Source organism: Lampropedia puyangensis (assembly GCF_004833285.1).
Lineage (GTDB): Bacteria > Pseudomonadota > Gammaproteobacteria > Burkholderiales > Burkholderiaceae_C > Lampropedia > Lampropedia puyangensis.
In genome coordinates this window covers 56651-74334 of the sequence record NZ_STFG01000014.1, presented here as the reverse complement: position 1 = coordinate 74334, position 17684 = coordinate 56651, and the positions used below count along the sequence as shown (strand labels likewise).

Sequence of the window (17684 nt, the reverse complement as noted above, 5' to 3'; positions counted from 1 at the left end):
TCGGCACGCGTGGCCAACGGCTGCGCGCTTGCGGGCTACACTAGCGGCGCACGATTGACACCATTGTTCTTTCCCGCATGCAAAACGTATGGACTACGCCATCAACATGCATGCATCCGGGGAAGCCGGAGACACCATGAACACAGTAAGCGCCCAGCAGTTTGACGAACCCATCATCACCAGCCTGCTCGATACTGACCTCTACAAATTCACCATGTGGCAGGCCATGCTGCATCGCCATCCGCAAACGCAGGCGGAGTACCGTTTTGTTTGCCGCAAAAAACCCGAGTTCCCACTCAGCAGCCTGCTCGATGCCGTCAACCGGGAACTGGACCATTTGTGCCAATTGCGGTTTACGGAAAAAGAACTCCGCTACTTGGGGGCGTTGCGCTTTATCAAATCGGACTTCATTGATTTCCTGCGCATCTTCCAATTCCAACGGGCTTTTATTCAGGCCTATGCAGAAGGCGATGAGTTGCACATTGAGGCCAAAGGGCCACAAGTGCATGTCATGGGGTTCGAGATTTTTGTGCTGGCCATCGTCAACGAGCTGTACTTCCGCCAATACGACGCACAGGCTGCCCTTGCCGAAGGTAAAAAGCGCCTTGCCATCAAGGTCGAAGAACTGAAAACCCTTGGCCGCGAAGCCGCACTGCGCCACCCGTTTGAGTTGTTTGATTTTGGTGTGCGCCGGCGTTATTCGCGCCAGTGGCAACACCATGTCGTCAAGACATTCGCACAAGAAACTCCGCAATGGTTCAAAGGCACCTCGAACGTGCTCTTGGCAATGGATTTAGACATTGTGCCCATTGGCACCATGGCGCACGAATACTTTCAGACCTACCAGGCGCTGGGCGTAGTGCAGTTGCGCAACTTCCAAAAAGCGGCACTGGAGAGCTGGGTACAAGAGTACCGTGGCGACTTGGGTATTGCCTTGACCGATACCATCGGCATGGATGCTTTTATCGCAGACTTCGACCTATACTTTGCCAAACTGTTCGATGGTTTGCGCCACGACTCCGGCGACCCGATTGCGTGGGGCGAAAAAGCCTTGGCCCATTACGCCAAGCTGCGCATTGACGCACACACCAAACGCTTGGTGTTCTCAGATGGGCTCAACGTGCCCGAAGCGCTACGCATTTACCACCACTTTGCTGACCGCACGCAATGCGGCTTCGGTATCGGCACGCAGCTAACCAACGACATGGGCCTGCAACCGCTATCGATTGTGATGAAGCTCACCAGTGCCAATGGCCAGCCCGTGGCCAAAATTTCCGATTCCCCCGGCAAATTGCTGTGCGATGACCAAACCTTCCTCAACTACTTGACGCAGGTCTTTCAGGTCAAACGCCCATGAACGCTCCCACCCTGCACTTTACGTGGTCACCACTTGCGCAACTCACCCCTGCGCAAGTGCTGGAAATGGTTAGCGCACGCATTGCCGTCTTTGTCGTTGAGCAAAACTGCCCCTATCAAGAAGTCGATGCGTACGATGCCAGTGCATTGCACCTGTTCGGTTGGCAAGGCAGCGCGCTGGCTGCTTACGCACGCATCATTGGCCCCAACCTGAAGTTTGCCGAACCCTCCATCGGTCGCGTCATGGTCGCGCACGCCTTTCGTGCCCACCAATATGGCCGCGCACTGATGCAAGAGGCCATTGACCTGACTATGCGAACCTACCCTGGTCAGCCCATTCGCCTCAGTGCGCAAAGCCATTTACAAGGGTTTTACGGTTCTTTGGGATTTGTCGCTGACAGCCCTGAATACCTGGAGGACGGCATTCCCCATGTGGATATGCTGTGCCGTCAACCAAGAAGCAACCCATAGCGGGTTTTCGCATGCACAATCGACTGCCGCACGCCACAATGAGTCAGGAACTCACTGAACCCGTGGCGCACAAAAATATTCAGGGACATTTGCATGCCACACCCTTTTGACGCTGCTATTTTCATTGGCCGCTTTCAACCGCCACATTCAGGCCATTTGGCGATGGTGCAGCATGCACTTGATGCGGCCAAACGCGTCATCATTGTGCTGGGTTCTGCCTTCCAATCGCGTACACCCAAAAACCCATTCACTTGGCAAGAACGCCGCGACATGCTGCTAGCGGCTTTACCCGAGGCCGATCGTGCACGCGTGCAATGCATTGCCATGCGCGATTTTTACGATGACGCACGCTGGGTTCAGGCCGTGCGCAATGGGGTCGATGGACTGTTGGCACAGCAAGCCAATGCCGACGCTGCCGCCCGCGTGGCCTTGGTTGGCCATTTCAAAGATGCCAGTAGCGCCTATCTGGCCCAGTTTCCCAATTGGGAATTGCTCAACTACCCCCGCCAAGGCGGCACCGATGCCACGGTCGTGCGCGAAGCGTGCTTTGCTACACCACAATACGCCACAACCGCTGAGCTCGACCGCCTGCAATCCATCCTGCTCGAGCATGTGCCTGCAGCCGTCGCGCAGTGGCTGCTGCAATGGCGCCAAGATCCGAATTTTGTGCAGTTGCAACAAGAATGGCACATGCTTAAAAGCTACCACCAGTCATGGGCCAGTGCCCCCTACCCGCCGATGTTCATCACGGTTGACGCATTGGTGCAATGCCAGGGGCATGTGCTGCTGGTCGAGCGCGGGCAAATGCCTGGCAAAGGCTTGTATGCCTTGCCTGGCGGCTATCTGGAACCACGCGATACGCTGTGGCAGTCATGCCTGCGCGAGCTGCGTGAAGAAACTTCTCTGGACATCAGCGACGACACCTGGCGCCAAGCGCTGCGCACCAGCCGCGTATTTGACCACCCCGACCGCAGCCTGCGCGGGCGCACGGTCACACACGTCTTTCACTTTGATTTAGGCTACGGCGCCTTGCCCAAAGTGCTGGGCGCAGACGATGCCAAAGCCGCTTTGTGGGTGCCCATCAGCGAGTTGGGCGACATGCCAGAGCGCTTTTTTGATGACCACTTCTTCATCCTCGACGGCATGCTGCAACTCACGCACGAAGTGCCTTCCAAAGTGCTGCGCTAATGGGGTTATGGTGCTGACCACGCCACAAACCAGCGCCACCCCATCAGCCTTAACACCATCAGCCTTACCAATAACCCAGCGCCTTCCACCAAAGTCCACCCACCACAGCAAACACCAGCAGTTCCACTACACACATCACCAAGCCAACACCCCACCAATGGCCCATGGTCACATAGCCACTGCCAAAAATAATGGGTGATGTGCCAGTTGCATAGTGTGTCAGTGTCATCATGATGGCCGAAGCTGCCACCATCATCAGCACAAACAAGCCTTGGTATGGGGCCGGCACCAACGCCAGTCCAACAGTAAGAAAGGCCAGCATCATCGCGCTGATGTGCGCAGTGGTCGAGGCAAAAGCATAGTGACTCAAGGCGAACACCAAGACCAGCACCAGCGCTGCGGCTTCCCAAGGCAGGCCTGAAGACACAATGCCGTTCTCCATCAGTTTGGAGAACCAGCTGATCACACCGAGCTTGTTGAGCTGCTCGGCCATCATCACCAACGCACCAAACCAGATCAGCGTATCCCAAGCGCTTTTCTCAGCCAATACCTGACTCCATTGGACTGTACCGCTGATCACCAAGATGAACAGCCCCAACAACGCCACAGCAGTCGGGTCCAGCGTGAACGCAGGGCCAAAGACCATCGCGGGAAGATTCGCCCACAACACCAGCAGCAAAATGAAAGTGCCCAACATCACGATTTCAGGCGTTGACAATGGCCCCATGGTTTTGAGCTCGTGCTTGGCCATGGTCACCGCATCAGGCGTGTGTTTGAGCTCTGGAGGCGCCAGCAAATAAATCACCAACGGCATCAGCAGCAGCGCCACCACCCCCGGCATCAGCATGGCCAATGCCCAGCTGGTCCACGTCAAGGTAATGGCTCCGCCAGTGGCTTTGCTCACAAAGCTCTGCACCAGCGGATTGGGGGCCGTTGCCGTTAAAAACATCGCAGAGGTAATGGGGTTGGCGTGGTAATTGACCAGCGCTAAATACGTGCCCACCTTGCGCTCAGTGCCTTTGGCCGGATCTGAATCAAACCCCACAGCAATCGACTTCATGATCGGGTGCATGATGCCGCCGCCCCGTGCGGTATTCGAAGGGGTGACAGGCGCCAACAGCAACTCGCACAAGGCCAACCCATAGCCAATACCAATCGTGCGTTTACCCAATGCCGCAATAAACAGCATGCCAAGTCGTCGCCCCAGCCCTGTGTTTTTCAACCCCAGCGAGATCAAAATAGCCACCACAATCAACCAAATGAGCGGGTTGGCCATGCTGGCCAGCACATCCGTGACCGCGCCTTTAGAGGTATTCGAGGTGACTTTCGAAAACGCCACAATCACCAGCGACATCAACGCCATCACCCCAATCGGCATGACCTTGGAGATGATGGCCACAATCGTGGTCAAAAAAATGGCCAGCATCTGCCAACCTTGGTCGCTCAAACCTTCAGGGGTAGGAAGGCACAACAAGACAACCAGAACAGCCGTAGTAATCAACGCCGGAACAGTTCTAAATGGCGCCGCGCGCCAAGCTTCAGTGAAAAAAGTGCGAATACCCATAAACGCCATCATCGAATGCACAGCACAACGCTGCAATACCATAACGATAGCTCAAAAAGACCAATACATGGGGTTAACCCTATACCATTGATTAAGCAAAATCCACCGGCCTCAGCCCGTTGATCAAACATAAAAAAAGCGGTGCATCAGCACCGCTTCGTCGCAATCAAAATCCTTGCAATCACAAACCAGCAGGGCGGGTGTAACCAGGAAACTCCTTGTCCAACACCTGTTTGAAAAACGGTGACTGGAACGCCGCCTTCACATCTTGCGCCCAAGGCTTGTTGGCATCTGCTGTGCGCACTGCCACCACTTGTTGGTAGTTCACAGGAGGCACTTCCAGCGCCAGTGCACTGGTGAATTTCAGCCCTGCAGAAGTCGCGAAGTTGCCTGGCACGATGGCAATAGCGGCATCGCCCAAGGTACGTGGCAACTGGGCTGCCTCAATCGGCACGAATTTAAGGTTTTTGGTGTTTTGCTCAACATCACGCTCGCTCACGCGCAGCGGGTCCACGTCAGCTTTGACGGTAATGAGCTTTTGTTGCACCAACAATTGCAAAGCACGGGCCAGGTTGCTGGGGTCATTGGGCAAGGTCACGCGGGCGCCATCGGGCAGTTCGGCCAGACTTTTCACGCTTTCCGAATACACGCCCATGGGCGCTGTCGTGCTTTGCACCAGGTTAATCAAATCGAGCTTCTGGTCTTCTTTGAAGCGGTTCAAATAAGCAATGTGCTGGAACAGGTTGGCATCCAAAGAGCCTTGTGCCAGCGCCATATTGGGCTGCACATAGTCGTTGAATTCGACCAAGCGGACTTTGTAGCCCTCTTTTTCGAGCTGCGGAGCGATGGCGAGCTTGAGCACATCGTAGTTGTAGCCGGCTGTTGCGCCCAAAGTCAGGTTGGTTTTAGCAGGGTCAGCGGCATAGGCGCTGGAAGCCAAACCGAAGGCCGTAGCCGCAGCAGCCAACAACAATTGACGACGAAGAAAAGACATACATACTCCTCAAATGGCATCTCACCATGCCACGCTGGTTTCAAATAAAGACTGCAGGGCGCTCGCTTACAGGGCGAGCTTCCCTATCTAGGGGCAAGCACCTCATTTTCAATGCCAGATTGATGCATTGGTTGACACCAAACCCCATCTGATTGAGAAAAGCATGCCGCCCCACAGCACGTCAACAGGGTTTTAACGCTTATCCAAACGCGCAGCCAGCGCATTGCCCCCGAACTGGATGATTTGCACCAACACAATCAACAAGCCCACGGTCAGCAGCATCACATCGGTTTGAAAGCGGTAATAGCCATAACGAATGGCCAAATCACCAATGCCGCCTCCGCCGACCACACCGGCAATCGCCGAGTACGACAAAAAGCTCACAGCCAGCACCGTCAGCGCCAGAATCAGGCCCGAGCGTGCTTCGCGCACCAACACGCGCCAGACGATTTGCAGCTCAGATGCGCCCATGGCATGCGCCGCCTCAATCACGCCGCGCGGCACTTCGCGAATGCTTTGTTCCACCAAGCGCGCGAAGTAGGGAATCGCCGCGACCGACAATGGCACCGCCGCCGCCAATGGCCCGATGGAGGTGCCTGCGACGATACGTGTAAACGGCACCAAAGCCACCAACAAAATGATGAAAGGGAATGAACGCACCGTGTTCACCACCCAGCTCAGCGCCACATAAAACCCACGGTGCGCCATCGACTGGCCGGGACTTAGCAAGAACAACAACACACCCAAAGGCCCGCCAATCACAATCGCAGCAGCCAAGCCAATGCCCAGCATCAAGCCGGTTTGGCCTAGGGCGATCCACAATTCGGGCATTAACGCAATCAAGTTTTCAGACATATCGAGAATCAAAATAAGAGTGAGGGCATGGGGAAGGTCGAATCAGAGGCAAGTGGGTTGCGGCTGAATTGGGCTTCGACAGGCCTGTCCTGAGTTTATCGAAGGGCTCAGTCCGAACGGTTTTGGGAGGCTCTCTTGAAGAATTAAATCTCCGCAGGTGCTCGGAATATGACAAATACAACGCCTAGATTTGCCTGACTCGTCCAAGACCGTTCAGGCTGAGCCTGTCGAAGCCGGATTACACCAAACCATTTCTCTATCATCACCTGCAAAAAAACCAGCCACCATTCAAAAAGCCATCAAACCACTGGCTGCTGCGCCTCCCAATCACGCAACACATGCTGGCGCTGCTGCTCTAAAAGCAGTTCTTTGCCCAATGCACTATGGCGCGGGGTAGTTTCATCGGCTACGGCAAATTCTTCTACCACTTCACCGCCTTCCACCACTGCCACGCGGTCGCACAGGTCTTGCACCACCGCCAATTCATGGGTCACGATCACAATCGTCACGCCCAGCTTTTCATTGATTTCGCGCAGCGTTTGCAACACCGTGCGTGTGGTGCCGGTATCCAAGGCAGACGTGGGTTCATCGCACAGCATCACCTGTGGGCGCGGCGCCAAAGCACGCGCAATCGCCACGCGCTGCTTTTGTCCACCCGAGAGCTGCGCGGGGTAGCTTTGCGCTTTCTCTGTCAAGCCCACCAAGGCCAAGCACTCGGCCACGCGCACCGCAATGTCTTGCTTGCTGCGCTTGCCATGCAGACTCAGCGGAAAGGCGACGTTCTCAAACACCGTGGCGTTTTGCAGCAAATTGAACTGCTGAAAAATCATGCCGATGTTCTGCCGCGCCTGGCGCAGTTGCGATTTGGGCAAAGCCGTTAAATCCTGCCCATCCACCACCACACGCCCGCTGTCAGGGCGCTCTAGCAAATTGATGATGCGCAAGAGAGTCGATTTGCCTGCGCCGCTTTGGCCAATCAGGCCGTAAATGCTGCCTTTGGGGATTTGTAGAGACACGGATTTGACGGCATCAAAAGTGCGGCCATCGGGGAGATCGAAGCGTTTGCTAACAGACTCTACGTCAATAACATTGATATTGATCATGAGTACCCGACTCCATATTTTTTGTAGTCATAAATACACAGCAACATCTTGTATTTTGTTCCTGAAAGGCCTCCGGTTTTCAAATAAACCTCTAGATCATTTATATTAATTGCACCCTTGTAAAAATTATAAAATATACAGTCAGCTTTATTTGTATCTGAGATGGATTGATTTGCTATTATTGCTGAAATTGATTTAAATGATTTTTTGGAAGATGGAACGATGGAATTGTAGTGACTTTCTATTTTGTTAAAAATATTTCTCTTTAGTTTTTCGCTGCATTCAATACTGTTATTTAGATTGGAAAACCCAAACGCAGGAAACCATCTGGTTTTTGGAATGGTTAATTTATCCAAGATGCCAACGATCGCCATATTTTTCGATGAAATTATACTGAAATAATTAGAAATAAGATCAGTCTCATTATGGTATTCATATTTTATTTTATGAACCGAACCTATTGCGACTATTTTGTCTCCATTTTTAATTTCATCAATATCATCAGCTACGCTGACTTTTATATCGCCACCTGCAATAATCTCTTTTACTATATTCTGAACTTTTCTAATATCCATGGCAGAAACTGGAAGCTGCAGAGATCCGATGGATTGATATATCTTTGTAAAATTATCAGTTCTAATTTTATTGATTTTTACATTAATGCCGCCATCTATAACAACATCATGATCCAAAACGATATCAGAAGCCCCACCGCTAGCGCGTTCAACCAATAAAAAATTAGCGCGAATTTTTTCAGCCTCATCTGATTTTGCAGGTATATAAGAAAATATTGTTGTCAATATTGCCCTAATGTTTTCATCTCCAATAGAGTATCCGAAAAATATAATTGGATTATGTATGAATAAAGATAACAGCTGCGCCCTTATTAGCTCATACTTATTTTTGAATTTATCGTAATCTCTTTTTGTAATTATTATTGACTCCGGCCTCTCTATGCTTCCATGAATTTTGTATATTGACCCATAAGGGTTACTCAAAAGGATTTCATTCCCAACAAGAGGCTGGAAATCAAATATTTTTTCACACAAAATGTCGTAATTTGTTGTTATGACTGCCGATATATTTTTCAAGGCCCCTCTAAGCTCTGCCAGTTCTTGTTCTTTACCTTCAATAAAATTACAGTCAGACAATAAATGAGCTATGTATATTTTAAATCTAGTCGTCGAAACTCCATTTCTCTGTAGGCCATAAAATTTTTCATTGATATTTGAGAATGCACCATTCCTATCCTTACTAAGAACATCGTCAAAAGCTTTTTCTAGCTTCTCAGCAAGCAACGGCAAATCAACATCATCTCCTGTTGTGCATTGCGCTTTAAGGTCTAAAAAAGGTTCGTCATTAGGAAAGACGTCTAGTGCTACTTTTTCCAGCAATGCATACCAACCATACGAACCAGTTAGATAGCGCTGACTCATACCGCTTCCAATGAAAATAATCGGATGGTTTTTATATCTTCCGAGAAACTCTTGGATTTTCATAAAAAATCAACCTAATTTTTTCTTCAACAACTCATTCACCTGCGCCGGATTGGCCTTGCCTTTGCTGGCTTTCATCACCTGACCCACCAACGCGTTGAAGGCTTTGTCTTTGCCTGCGCGGTATTGTTCGACGTTGGCGGCGTTGTTGGCGATCACTTCGTCGATGATGGCCTCCAGCGCGCCGGTGTCGTTCATTTGCTTGAGGCCTTTGGCTTCGATGATGGCATCGACCTGCTTTTGTGCATCAACTTCAATACTGCCAGACACAATTATTTGTCCGAGGGACACGTTTCCAGTCACCCAGAACTCATCAAACACCTGTTTGGCGGCGTTGTTGCTGATGGTGTTGTCGACGATGCGGCCAATCAAGGCGGCCAATTGTGGGGGTTGGACTGGTGCGGTTTCGATGGCGACTTCTTCGCTGTTCAAACGACGTGAAACTTCACCCATGATCCAATTGCTGACCAGTTTGGCTTGGCCGCTGAGTTTGGCGGCTTCTTCAAAATACGCGCCCATGGCGCGGCTTTGGGTAAGCGTGGTGGCGTCGTATTCCGGCAAGCCAAAGTCACGCACAAACCGCTCGGCCATTTGACGTGGCAATTCGGGCATCTCGGCCTTGACTTGTTCAACCCATTCCGGCGCGATCACCAGTGGGGGCAGATCCGGGTCGGGGAAGTAGCGGTAATCTGCGCTGTCTTCCTTGGTGCGCATGGCGCGGGTTTCGCCCGTGTCGGGGTTGAACAAGACAGTGGCTTGTTGAATGTCGTAGCCGTCTTCGATTTGCTCGATCTGCCAGCGGATTTCGTAGTCGATCGCAATTTGCATATTGCGAAAGCTGTTGAGGTTTTTGATCTCGCGGCGCGTGCCCAGTGGCTGGCCCGGTTTGCGCACCGAGACGTTGGCGTCGCAGCGGAAATTGCCCTCTTGCATATTGCCGTCGCAAATGCCAATCCAGGTGACGATTTTGTGCAGTTCTTTCGCGTAGGCCACGGCTTCTTCGGTCGAGCGGATATCGGGCTCGGTGACGATTTCCAACAGCGGCGTGCCAGCGCGGTTCAGGTCAATGCCAGACTCGCCGGGGAATTGGTCGTGCACGGATTTGCCCGCATCTTCTTCCAGGTGGGCGCGCACCAGGCGCACGGTTTTCTTCTCATCGCCCAAGAAGAAGCTGACCTCGCCGCCTTGCACGACGGGAATTTCAAACTGGCTGATCTGGTAGCCCTTGGGCAAATCAGGGTAGAAGTAGTTTTTGCGCGCAAAAATACTCACGGGCGCGACGTGGCTTCCCAGCGCTAGGCCTAAGCGAATGGCATGGGCCACTGCGTGCTTGTTCATCACCGGCAAGGTGCCGGGCAAGGCGCAGTCGAGCACGCTGGTGTGGGTATTGGGCTCGGCACCAAAACCGATGGCGGCGCGGCTGAAAATTTTACTGTTGGTGGCCAGTTGGGCGTGGGTTTCAAAGCCGATGACGACTTCGTAGCCGTTGATGAGTTTTGCAGTCATGGTCGGTGGCCTCTCAGGTCATACAGTTTTTGGAACGGGGTCATCTAATTGCGTCACAACTGAGGTCTGTGCAAGTGATTGACTCCGTTCGCCCTGAGCCTGTCGAAGGGCTCAGGCGGTGGTTGTTAAGAGTGGACTTCGACAAGCTCAGTCCGAACGGTGTGGGCAGGCATATGGGGTTAGCAAACTTGGCAAAGCCATCATGCCTTTTCCCATTCAAAATCCCTTTGGACGTTGCAGATGGAAGTCTGTGGCTTGCTGGAAGCGGTGCGCCACATTCAGCAGCTTGGACTCTTGCAGGTAATTGCCAATGAGCTGCAGGCCCACCGGCATGCCGCCTGCGCCAAAGCCCACCGGCAGGCTCATGCCTGGCAAACCAGCCAAAGAGGCTGGCAAGGTGAAGATGTCGGCCAGGTAGTTCGCCACCGGGTCATCGGCTTTCTCACCGATTTTCCAGGCCACGCTCGGGGCCACAGGGCCGGCGATCACATCGCAGTCCTTGAAGGCTTGCTGGAAATCGTTGGCAATGATGCGGCGGATTTTCAAGGCCTTCAGATAGTAAGCGTCGTAGTAGCCGTGCGAGAGCACATACGCGCCCACCATGATGCGGCGTTTGACCTCGTCACCAAAGCCTTCGGTGCGGGTGTTGGTGTACATCTCCTGCAGATCTGCATATTCTTTGGCGCGGTGGCCAAACTTCACGCCATCGAAACGGCTGAGGTTAGAAGAGGCTTCGGCGGGCGCAATGATGTAGTAGACCGGAATCGACAATTCGGTGCGCGGCAAGGCCACGGGCACGAGCTTCGCGCCGAGTTTTTCGTATTCTTTCAAGGCCGCATCAATCGCCGTGCGCACATCAGCTTCAATGCCATCGCCAAAAAACTCGGCGGGCACACCAATGCGCAGGCCTTCGAGCGACTGGTTCAGTTGCAAGCTGAAGTCTTCGGCCGGTGCGCTCAGGCTGGTGGAATCGCGCTCAGGATCAGGCCCTGCCATCGCCGACAGCAGCAAAGCGCAGTCTTCAGCACTGCGCGCCATTGGGCCTGCTTGGTCGAGGCTGGATGCAAAAGCAATCATGCCGTGGCGGCTGATGCGGCCGTATGTCGGCTTGATACCGGTAATGCCGCAAAACGCAGCAGGCTGGCGGATGGAGCCGCCGGTATCGGTGCCCGTGGCCGCAGGGGCCAAACCGGCCGCAATAGCAGCAGCACTGCCGCCGGATGAGCCACCAGGCACGCGGCTGGTATCCCACGGGTTGCGTACTGGCGCAGCCGCTTCGGCACCGACTGGTGCAACCGCAGTGTTCTCATTGCCAGAGCCCATGGCGAACTCATCGCAACTGAGTTTTCCCAGTGTGACCACACCAGCATCAGCGAGTTTACTGACCACGGTGGCATCAAATGGCGAGCGATAACCGGCGAGCATTTTGGATGCCGCAGTCGATGGAAAGTCCTTGGTTACAAAGATGTCTTTGTGCGCCAATGGCAGACCTTCCAAAGCGCCCGCGGTACCTGCGGCCAAGCGCATATCGGCGGCTTTGGCCTGCGCCAGTGTCGCGTCTTCATCAATCGCCAAATAGGCGCCCAGTTCTGGATGGGCTTGGCTGCGGGCAAGAAAGTGCTGCGCCACTTCAGTGGCGGAAACATCGCGCTGGCGCAAAGCGGTGGTTAACGCGCGTACGCTTTGGTGGTGCAAAGGAGCTTGGCTCATAGTCAATCCATGCAATCCGAGGCTTGAACAGGCTCGCCAGTCATACGTGTGGTACGTGCGGCCAGTGCAAGCTTGTGCCAGATCGCTCAAAAACAAAGAGAAAACAAATCATCCGCCTGATCAGGCAAGCGGCAACAAAAGAGCTTCACCTGTTCATGGCAGGTGTTGGCGCTTATTCAATGACCTTGGGCACCAAGAAATAACCGCCCTGTGCAGCAGGAGCATTTTGCATATTGCCTTCGCGGTGATTGCCGGTATCGGCTACATCGTCTTGCAAGCGCAAGGTAATGTCCTGCACCACAGAGACGGGGTGAAACAGCGGCTCGACACCTTCGGTGTCCACCGAATCCATTTGCTCTACAAGCTTGAAAAAGCTATTGATTTTGCCCTGCATGGCAATGCTTTGCGGCTCATCAAACGAGAGCTTGGAAAGGTTGGCAATACGCTGGATTTCTTCGAGAGATAAAGACATGGTGAATTTTGACAAATCTCTGACAAATCAACAGGATGTAAATTTGATCAGGTAGGCGATTGAAATCCCCGGCAAAGGGCCAAAAGGATCAAGGGATGGGGTATTATCTGCCCTTTAATGCATTTTCAGAACATTTGAGGGCTTGTTCGTGGCGCAGACTGGTAACTTTGTTGCTAGATACTGGCTGCTGGCGAACAACCCCTCTAAACGTATTTGCGCACGCCAAGCTATCGCAGCATGCCGAAGCTGGCAAAGGATTTTTTGATGATCGGACCACTGCGTCGTTATTTTTCCACCGATCTGGCCATTGACTTGGGCACTGCCAACACCCTGATTTTTGCCCGCGGCAAAGGGGTTGTGCTCGATGAGCCTTCGGTTGTTGCTATTCGCCACGGCGCAGGCGCCAATGGCAAAAAGGTGATTCAAGCCGTTGGCCATGAAGCCAAGGCCATGCTGGGTAAAGTGCCCGGCAATATTGAGGCCATTCGCCCCATGAAGGACGGCGTGATTGCCGACTTCGTGATCACCGAGCAGATGATTAAACAATTCATCCGCATGGTGCACCCACGCTCCATGCTGGCGCCGCAACCACGCATCATCATTTGTGTGCCCTGTGGCTCCACACCGGTCGAGCGCCGCGCAATTAAAGATGCCGCGCTCAAGGCTGGTGCCTCCAAGGTGTATTTGATTGAAGAGCCCATGGCCGCGGGCATTGGCGCAGGTCTGCCCGTGTCAGAAGCACGGGGTTCCATGGTCGTCGATATCGGTGGTGGCACCACTGAAGTGGGCGTGATTTCGCTGGGTGGTATGGTCTACAAAGGCAGTGTGCGTGTCGGTGGCGATAAGTTCGACGAAGGGATCGTCAACTACATTCGCCGCAATTACGGCATGTTGATTGGCGAGCAAACCGCTGAGGCCATCAAAAAGAACATTGGTTCGGCCTTCCCCGGTGGCGAAGTGCTGGAGATGGAAGTCAAGGGGCGCAACCTCAGTGAAGGTGTGCCACGCAGCTTCACCATCTCAAGCAACGAAGTGCTGGAAGCCTTGACAGAGCCACTCAACCAAATCGTTTCGGCCGTCAAGACTGCCCTTGAGCAAACCCCGCCAGAGCTGGGCGCAGACATTGCCGAGCGCGGCATGATGCTCACCGGCGGTGGCGCGCTGCTGCGTGACTTGGATCGTTTGCTGGCCGAAGAGACTGGCTTGCCAGTGTTGGTGGCCGAAACCCCGCTGGCCTGTGTGGTGCGCGGCTGCGGCATGGCGCTGGACCGCCTTGACGATATGGCCAGCATTTTCACTGACGAAGGTTGATAGGCCCTGCCGCACATGGGAATGCACCGCGCAACATTTTTTCCATGTGCTCGTCCAGACTCTCTCCCTCTCTTTCTTAACTTAACTTTGCAACCACGGGCATCTGATGTTTGAGCGCCGCACGCCCCACATCTTCGCCCAAGGCCCATCGCCGGTAGCCAAACTTCTGGTGTTCGGCGCGCTGGCGTTGCTGCTCATGGTGGTTGACGCCCGCTTTCAGGTCACTGGGCCCGTGCGGCAAACCCTGGCCAGCGCCATCTACCCGCTGCAATGGCTGATGTGGCAGCCCGTGCGAGGCTGGCACATCGCCCAAACCTATACCCGCGACGTGCAAGACGCCCAAAGTGCTGCGCAAGAAGCACAGCGCCAAGTGGTGACCATGGCCGAACGCATCAACCACATGGAAGCACTGGAGCGCGAAAACGATAGCCTGCGCGCCATGCTTGGATTGCGCGAACGGGTATCCACCAATGCGCTCTCGGCCGAAATTGCCTACGAAGCACCCGATCCTTTTACGAACCGCCTGGTTATTGACAAGGGCATGGCTGCAGGAGTGCGCGAAGGAGCGCCCGTACTCGACTCGTTTGGTGTTCTTGGGCAGGTCACGCAGGTTTATCCGCTGTCCAGCGAAGTGCGCATCGTGACTGATCGCGACCAATCTGTACCCGTGATGAACTTGCGAACAGGGCTGCGTATGGTGGCTTTTGGTGAAGCCTCCAACCGCACCGGAAATGGACTGGAACTGCGCTTTGTGCCTGCGGGCTCGGACGTGCAAGAAGGCGACATGCTCATCACCAGTGGCATTGATGGCTACTACCCACAAGGCATTCCTGTGGCAGAAATCAGTTTTGTCGAAGCGCATAACGATGCGCCTTTTATCCGTATTTTGGCGCGCCCCGTGGCGCAAGTACACAGCGCCCGTTACGTGATGGTGCTCGATCCCGTAGGATTGCGCGGCGAAAACGGACCTGAATTGCCACAAGAAACGCCATCATCAACCAACCGTTTTGTGCCCCCATCAAGCACACCGGCCACCGAGGCCGCCCTGTCGCGAGGTCGCTAATGGTCACCATCCGCCATACCGAACAAATCCTGCGCCCCGCCAAGACCAGTTTCATGGTGATGAGTTTGGTGCTTGCACTTTGCATTGAGCTAGTGCCGCTGGGGCCCTTACCCTGGCGCCCTGATGTGCTGCTGGTGGTCATCGCATTCTGGGCACTCTACCAACCCCAGCGGATGGGCATCACGGTAGCCTTTTTGCTAGGTTTGGCCATGGATGTGCACGCAGCCAGCCTGCTTGGCCAGCATGCTCTGGCCTACATAGTGGCGGTCTACTGGATTCAAGGCGCGCGCAACCGTTTGCTGTGGTATCCATCCAGCATCCAGCAAGCCATTTTGTTGTTAGTGCCCTTTGCCATCGCAGCTGCCCTGCAAGCCCTCACAGGCTGGCTGAGCAGCCATGTATTGCCGCAAGTCACCACGGTCTTCGCACTGATTTTGCAGGCCGTTTTATGGCCCTTTGTGCGCCGGTTGCTACTGGCCCCCCAATTGAGTGCCTTGACTGAAAAAGAGCGGCGTCCGTTATGACGGATTTTGAAGAGGTCAAACACGGCGCCAACCGCTTCACGACCCGCGTATGGGTGATTGCCTTGGCAGTGGCACTGTGCCTTAGCTTGCTAGGTATTCGCGCCTATTACCTACAAGTCATTCGCCACGACGACTTCATGCAAAGGGCTGAAAGCAACCGCACAGCAGTGGTGCCCATCATTCCCTACCGCGGCAATATCGTGGACCGCAATGGTGTGTTGTTGGCCAGCAATTATTCCGCCTATACGCTGGAGATTTGGCCCTCACGCGTGCGCAATCTGGAAAACACCATCAACGAATTAGCCAAAATCGTCGATATCCAACCGATTCACCGCCGCCGTTTCGACCGCTTGCGCAGCGAGGCCGGGCCCTACGATTCGCTGCCCATACGCACCCAATTGACCGACGAAGAAGTGGCGCGCTTCACCTCGCAAAGCTATCGCTTCCCTGGCGTTCAAATTGCCGCGCGCCTGTTCCGCTCTTATCCCATGGGCACGACGGCCAGCCACATCGTGGGCTACATCGGACGCATCAACCAACGTGACGAAGAGCGGATAGAAGAACGCGGAGAGGAAGCCAACTACCGCGGCTCCACCCATATTGGCAAAACAGGCATTGAAGACCGCTACGAAAGCGAATTACATGGCATTACCGGGGTTGAAGAGCTGGAGAAGTCGTCGGCTGGTCGCCCGATTCGTGTCATGGACACCTCGCCCGCGCGCTCAGGCAATACAGTGGTGTTGTCGCTGGACGTGAAACTGCAAAAGCTAGTGGAGGAGTTGTACGGCAACCGCCGCGGGGCGCTCGTGGCCATTGACCCGAACAACGGTGAAATTCTGGCTATGGTCAGTATGCCCACCTACGACCCGAACCTCTTCGTCGAAGGCATTGACCATGAGAATTGGCAGGCACTAAACGAATCCATCGATCGCCCCTTGTTCAACCGCGCCCTGCGTGGCACCTACCCGCCTGGCTCCACCTACAAACCATTCATGGCCTTAGCGGCGCTGGAGACTGGAGCACGCAGCCCCAACATGGTGGTGCAAGACAGCGGCACTTGGACATTGGCAGGCCACAACTACCGCAGCGGCCATGCGCTGGGCCCTGTGGACATGCGCCGCAGTATTGAGCGCTCAAGCAACGTGTACTTTTATTCGCTGGCCTATGAGATGGGCGTGGACAAAATCCACGACTTCATGGCACCGCTGGGTTTTGGCCAACTCACCGGCATTGACCTCAACGGGGAAGGCCGCGGCATATTGCCCAGCAGAGAGTGGAAACGCAATACATTTTCTGACCCGCGGCGCAAGACTTGGATTCCTGGTGACACCGTCTCACTCGGCATTGGTCAAGGCTACAACAGCTTCACCATGCTGCAGTTAACCCATGCCATGGCTACGCTGGCTAATGGAGGCACAAGCTATACGCCCCACTTGGCAAAGGGCCGCCTGGACTCCATGCGCAATGAATTGCTGGGCTTCCCCCAGCCAGCAGGGGTTAATTTAGGCTTTCGCAAAGAAAACATCCAAGTGATTTTTGATGGCATGGAAGGCGTGACCATCCGGGGCACATCCAGGCGAATCTTCGCCAATGCACCGTACCGTTCCGCAGGAAAAACCGGCACAGCCCAAGCCGCCACCGTAGGACAGAGAGAGCGCTATAACGCGGCCAAATTGGCTGAACACCAGCGCGACCACTCCTTGTATGCCGCGTTTGCTCCGATCGAAAATCCGCAAATTGCTGTAGTAGCGATTGTGGAGAATGCGGGCTTTGGTGCCGCCGCGGCAGCGCCCATCGTCAGGCGCGTGATGGACTATTGGCTCGCAGGCCAATACCCCAGCCCAGAGGACATTGCAGCAGTACAAAACGGCAATGCTTCCGGTCCCCCCATTGGCACGCCACGGCGCGTGGAAGATGTAGTCTTGCCTTCTGCAGTTTTGCCATTTTTACAAAGACCGCAAAACAATGGTCAGGCCAACCCGCTGGAGCCATGGGAACACGGGCCACCGCCGCCACAACCGACTTCAGCACCCTAAGCACGTTCTAAACAGGGGTGGCGATAGTGATGGCG

At 54.3% G+C, this 17684-nt stretch carries 15 protein-coding genes; 7 read left to right on the top strand and 8 right to left on the bottom strand.

Going from position 1 to position 17684, the window contains the following annotated elements:
- Positions 1–136: 136 nt before the first annotated feature.
- The 3 genes from pncB (at position 137) to E9531_RS12430 (ending at position 3015) form a co-directional block, all read left to right on the top strand.
- Complete coding sequence (gene pncB / locus E9531_RS12440; protein WP_136574089.1) at positions 137–1357, top strand: nicotinate phosphoribosyltransferase; 1221 nt, start codon at positions 137–139, stop codon at positions 1355–1357.
- A complete protein-coding gene (locus tag E9531_RS12435; protein WP_136574088.1) occupies positions 1354–1827 on the top strand; it encodes a GNAT family N-acetyltransferase in 474 nt (157 codons plus the stop codon). Before pncB ends, E9531_RS12435 begins: the two co-directional genes overlap by 4 nt.
- Before the next feature lie 93 nt (positions 1828–1920).
- Positions 1921–3015 (top strand): bifunctional nicotinamide-nucleotide adenylyltransferase/Nudix hydroxylase, encoded by a 1095-nt coding sequence (locus E9531_RS12430; protein ID WP_136574087.1) that lies wholly within the window; start codon positions 1921–1923, stop codon positions 3013–3015.
- Positions 3016–3079: 64 nt separating this feature from the next.
- Here E9531_RS12430 and E9531_RS12425 read toward each other — a convergent pair whose 3' ends face one another.
- From E9531_RS12425 to gatC, 8 genes are all read right to left on the bottom strand, one after another.
- Positions 3080–4579 (bottom strand): DASS family sodium-coupled anion symporter, encoded by a 1500-nt coding sequence (locus E9531_RS12425; RefSeq protein ID WP_136574086.1) that lies wholly within the window; start codon positions 4577–4579, stop codon positions 3080–3082.
- A gap of 181 nt (positions 4580–4760) precedes the next feature.
- The gene (locus E9531_RS12420) at positions 4761–5573 is read right to left on the bottom strand and encodes a MetQ/NlpA family ABC transporter substrate-binding protein (RefSeq protein WP_136574085.1); all 813 of its coding nucleotides are present in this window, start codon (positions 5571–5573) and stop codon (positions 4761–4763) included.
- A 192-nt stretch (positions 5574–5765) separates the two neighbouring features.
- The gene (locus E9531_RS12415; RefSeq protein ID WP_136574084.1) at positions 5766–6428 is read right to left on the bottom strand and encodes a methionine ABC transporter permease; all 663 of its coding nucleotides are present in this window, start codon (positions 6426–6428) and stop codon (positions 5766–5768) included.
- 299 nt (positions 6429–6727) lie between these two features.
- Positions 6728–7531 carry a methionine ABC transporter ATP-binding protein gene (locus tag E9531_RS12410; protein ID WP_136574083.1) on the bottom strand — a complete coding sequence of 268 codons (804 nt, stop codon included), beginning with the start codon at positions 7529–7531 and terminating at the stop codon, positions 6728–6730.
- A complete protein-coding gene (locus E9531_RS12405; protein WP_136574082.1) occupies positions 7528–9030 on the bottom strand; it encodes an SIR2 family NAD-dependent protein deacylase in 1503 nt (500 codons plus the stop codon). The genes E9531_RS12410 and E9531_RS12405 overlap by 4 nt, the downstream gene beginning before the upstream one ends.
- Positions 9031–9036: 6 nt before the next feature.
- Positions 9037–10533 carry an Asp-tRNA(Asn)/Glu-tRNA(Gln) amidotransferase subunit GatB gene (gene gatB, locus E9531_RS12400; RefSeq protein WP_136574081.1) on the bottom strand — a complete coding sequence of 499 codons (1497 nt, stop codon included), beginning with the start codon at positions 10531–10533 and terminating at the stop codon, positions 9037–9039.
- A 216-nt stretch (positions 10534–10749) separates the two neighbouring features.
- Positions 10750–12243, bottom strand: a complete 1494-nt coding sequence (gene gatA, locus E9531_RS12395; RefSeq protein WP_136574080.1) for an Asp-tRNA(Asn)/Glu-tRNA(Gln) amidotransferase subunit GatA — start codon at positions 12241–12243, stop codon at positions 10750–10752.
- A 172-nt stretch (positions 12244–12415) separates the two neighbouring features.
- Entirely contained in the window at positions 12416–12715 is a 300-nt protein-coding gene (gene gatC, locus E9531_RS12390) for an Asp-tRNA(Asn)/Glu-tRNA(Gln) amidotransferase subunit GatC (protein WP_136574079.1), read from the bottom strand.
- A 264-nt stretch (positions 12716–12979) separates the two neighbouring features.
- Here gatC and E9531_RS12385 point away from each other — a divergent pair, with 264 nt between their 5' ends.
- From E9531_RS12385 to mrdA, 4 genes are all read left to right on the top strand, one after another.
- Positions 12980–14026 (top strand): rod shape-determining protein, encoded by a 1047-nt coding sequence (locus tag E9531_RS12385; RefSeq protein ID WP_136574078.1) that lies wholly within the window; start codon positions 12980–12982, stop codon positions 14024–14026.
- A 106-nt stretch (positions 14027–14132) separates the two neighbouring features.
- Entirely contained in the window at positions 14133–15089 is a 957-nt protein-coding gene (gene mreC / locus E9531_RS12380) for a rod shape-determining protein MreC (protein ID WP_136574077.1), read from the top strand.
- A complete protein-coding gene (gene mreD, locus E9531_RS12375; RefSeq protein ID WP_136574076.1) occupies positions 15089–15613 on the top strand; it encodes a rod shape-determining protein MreD in 525 nt (174 codons plus the stop codon). Before mreC ends, mreD begins: the two co-directional genes overlap by 1 nt.
- Entirely contained in the window at positions 15610–17649 is a 2040-nt protein-coding gene (mrdA, locus tag E9531_RS12370) for a penicillin-binding protein 2 (RefSeq protein ID WP_136574075.1), read from the top strand. Before mreD ends, mrdA begins: the two co-directional genes overlap by 4 nt.
- The last annotated feature ends 35 nt before the right edge of the window (positions 17650–17684 follow it).

Excerpts from the sequence above, each read along its gene's own strand:
- pncB (WP_136574089.1), top strand. The coding sequence starts at position 137 with ATGAACACAGTAAGCGCCCAGCAGTTTGACGAACCCATCATCACCAGC.
- E9531_RS12435 (WP_136574088.1), top strand. The coding sequence starts at position 1,354 with ATGAACGCTCCCACCCTGCACTTTACGTGGTCACCACTTGCGCAACTC.
- E9531_RS12430 (WP_136574087.1), top strand. The coding sequence starts at position 1,921 with ATGCCACACCCTTTTGACGCTGCTATTTTCATTGGCCGCTTTCAACCG.
- E9531_RS12425 (WP_136574086.1), bottom strand. The coding sequence starts at position 4,579 with ATGGGTATTCGCACTTTTTTCACTGAAGCTTGGCGCGCGGCGCCATTT.
- E9531_RS12420 (WP_136574085.1), bottom strand. The coding sequence starts at position 5,573 with ATGTCTTTTCTTCGTCGTCAATTGTTGTTGGCTGCTGCGGCTACGGCC.
- E9531_RS12415 (WP_136574084.1), bottom strand. The coding sequence starts at position 6,428 with ATGTCTGAAAACTTGATTGCGTTAATGCCCGAATTGTGGATCGCCCTA.
- E9531_RS12410 (WP_136574083.1), bottom strand. The coding sequence starts at position 7,531 with ATGATCAATATCAATGTTATTGACGTAGAGTCTGTTAGCAAACGCTTC.
- E9531_RS12405 (WP_136574082.1), bottom strand. The coding sequence starts at position 9,030 with ATGAAAATCCAAGAGTTTCTCGGAAGATATAAAAACCATCCGATTATT.
- gatB (WP_136574081.1), bottom strand. The coding sequence starts at position 10,533 with ATGACTGCAAAACTCATCAACGGCTACGAAGTCGTCATCGGCTTTGAA.
- gatA (WP_136574080.1), bottom strand. The coding sequence starts at position 12,243 with ATGAGCCAAGCTCCTTTGCACCACCAAAGCGTACGCGCGTTAACCACC.
- gatC (WP_136574079.1), bottom strand. The coding sequence starts at position 12,715 with ATGTCTTTATCTCTCGAAGAAATCCAGCGTATTGCCAACCTTTCCAAG.
- E9531_RS12385 (WP_136574078.1), top strand. The coding sequence starts at position 12,980 with ATGATCGGACCACTGCGTCGTTATTTTTCCACCGATCTGGCCATTGAC.
- mreC (WP_136574077.1), top strand. The coding sequence starts at position 14,133 with ATGTTTGAGCGCCGCACGCCCCACATCTTCGCCCAAGGCCCATCGCCG.
- mreD (WP_136574076.1), top strand. The coding sequence starts at position 15,089 with ATGGTCACCATCCGCCATACCGAACAAATCCTGCGCCCCGCCAAGACC.
- mrdA (WP_136574075.1), top strand. The coding sequence starts at position 15,610 with ATGACGGATTTTGAAGAGGTCAAACACGGCGCCAACCGCTTCACGACC.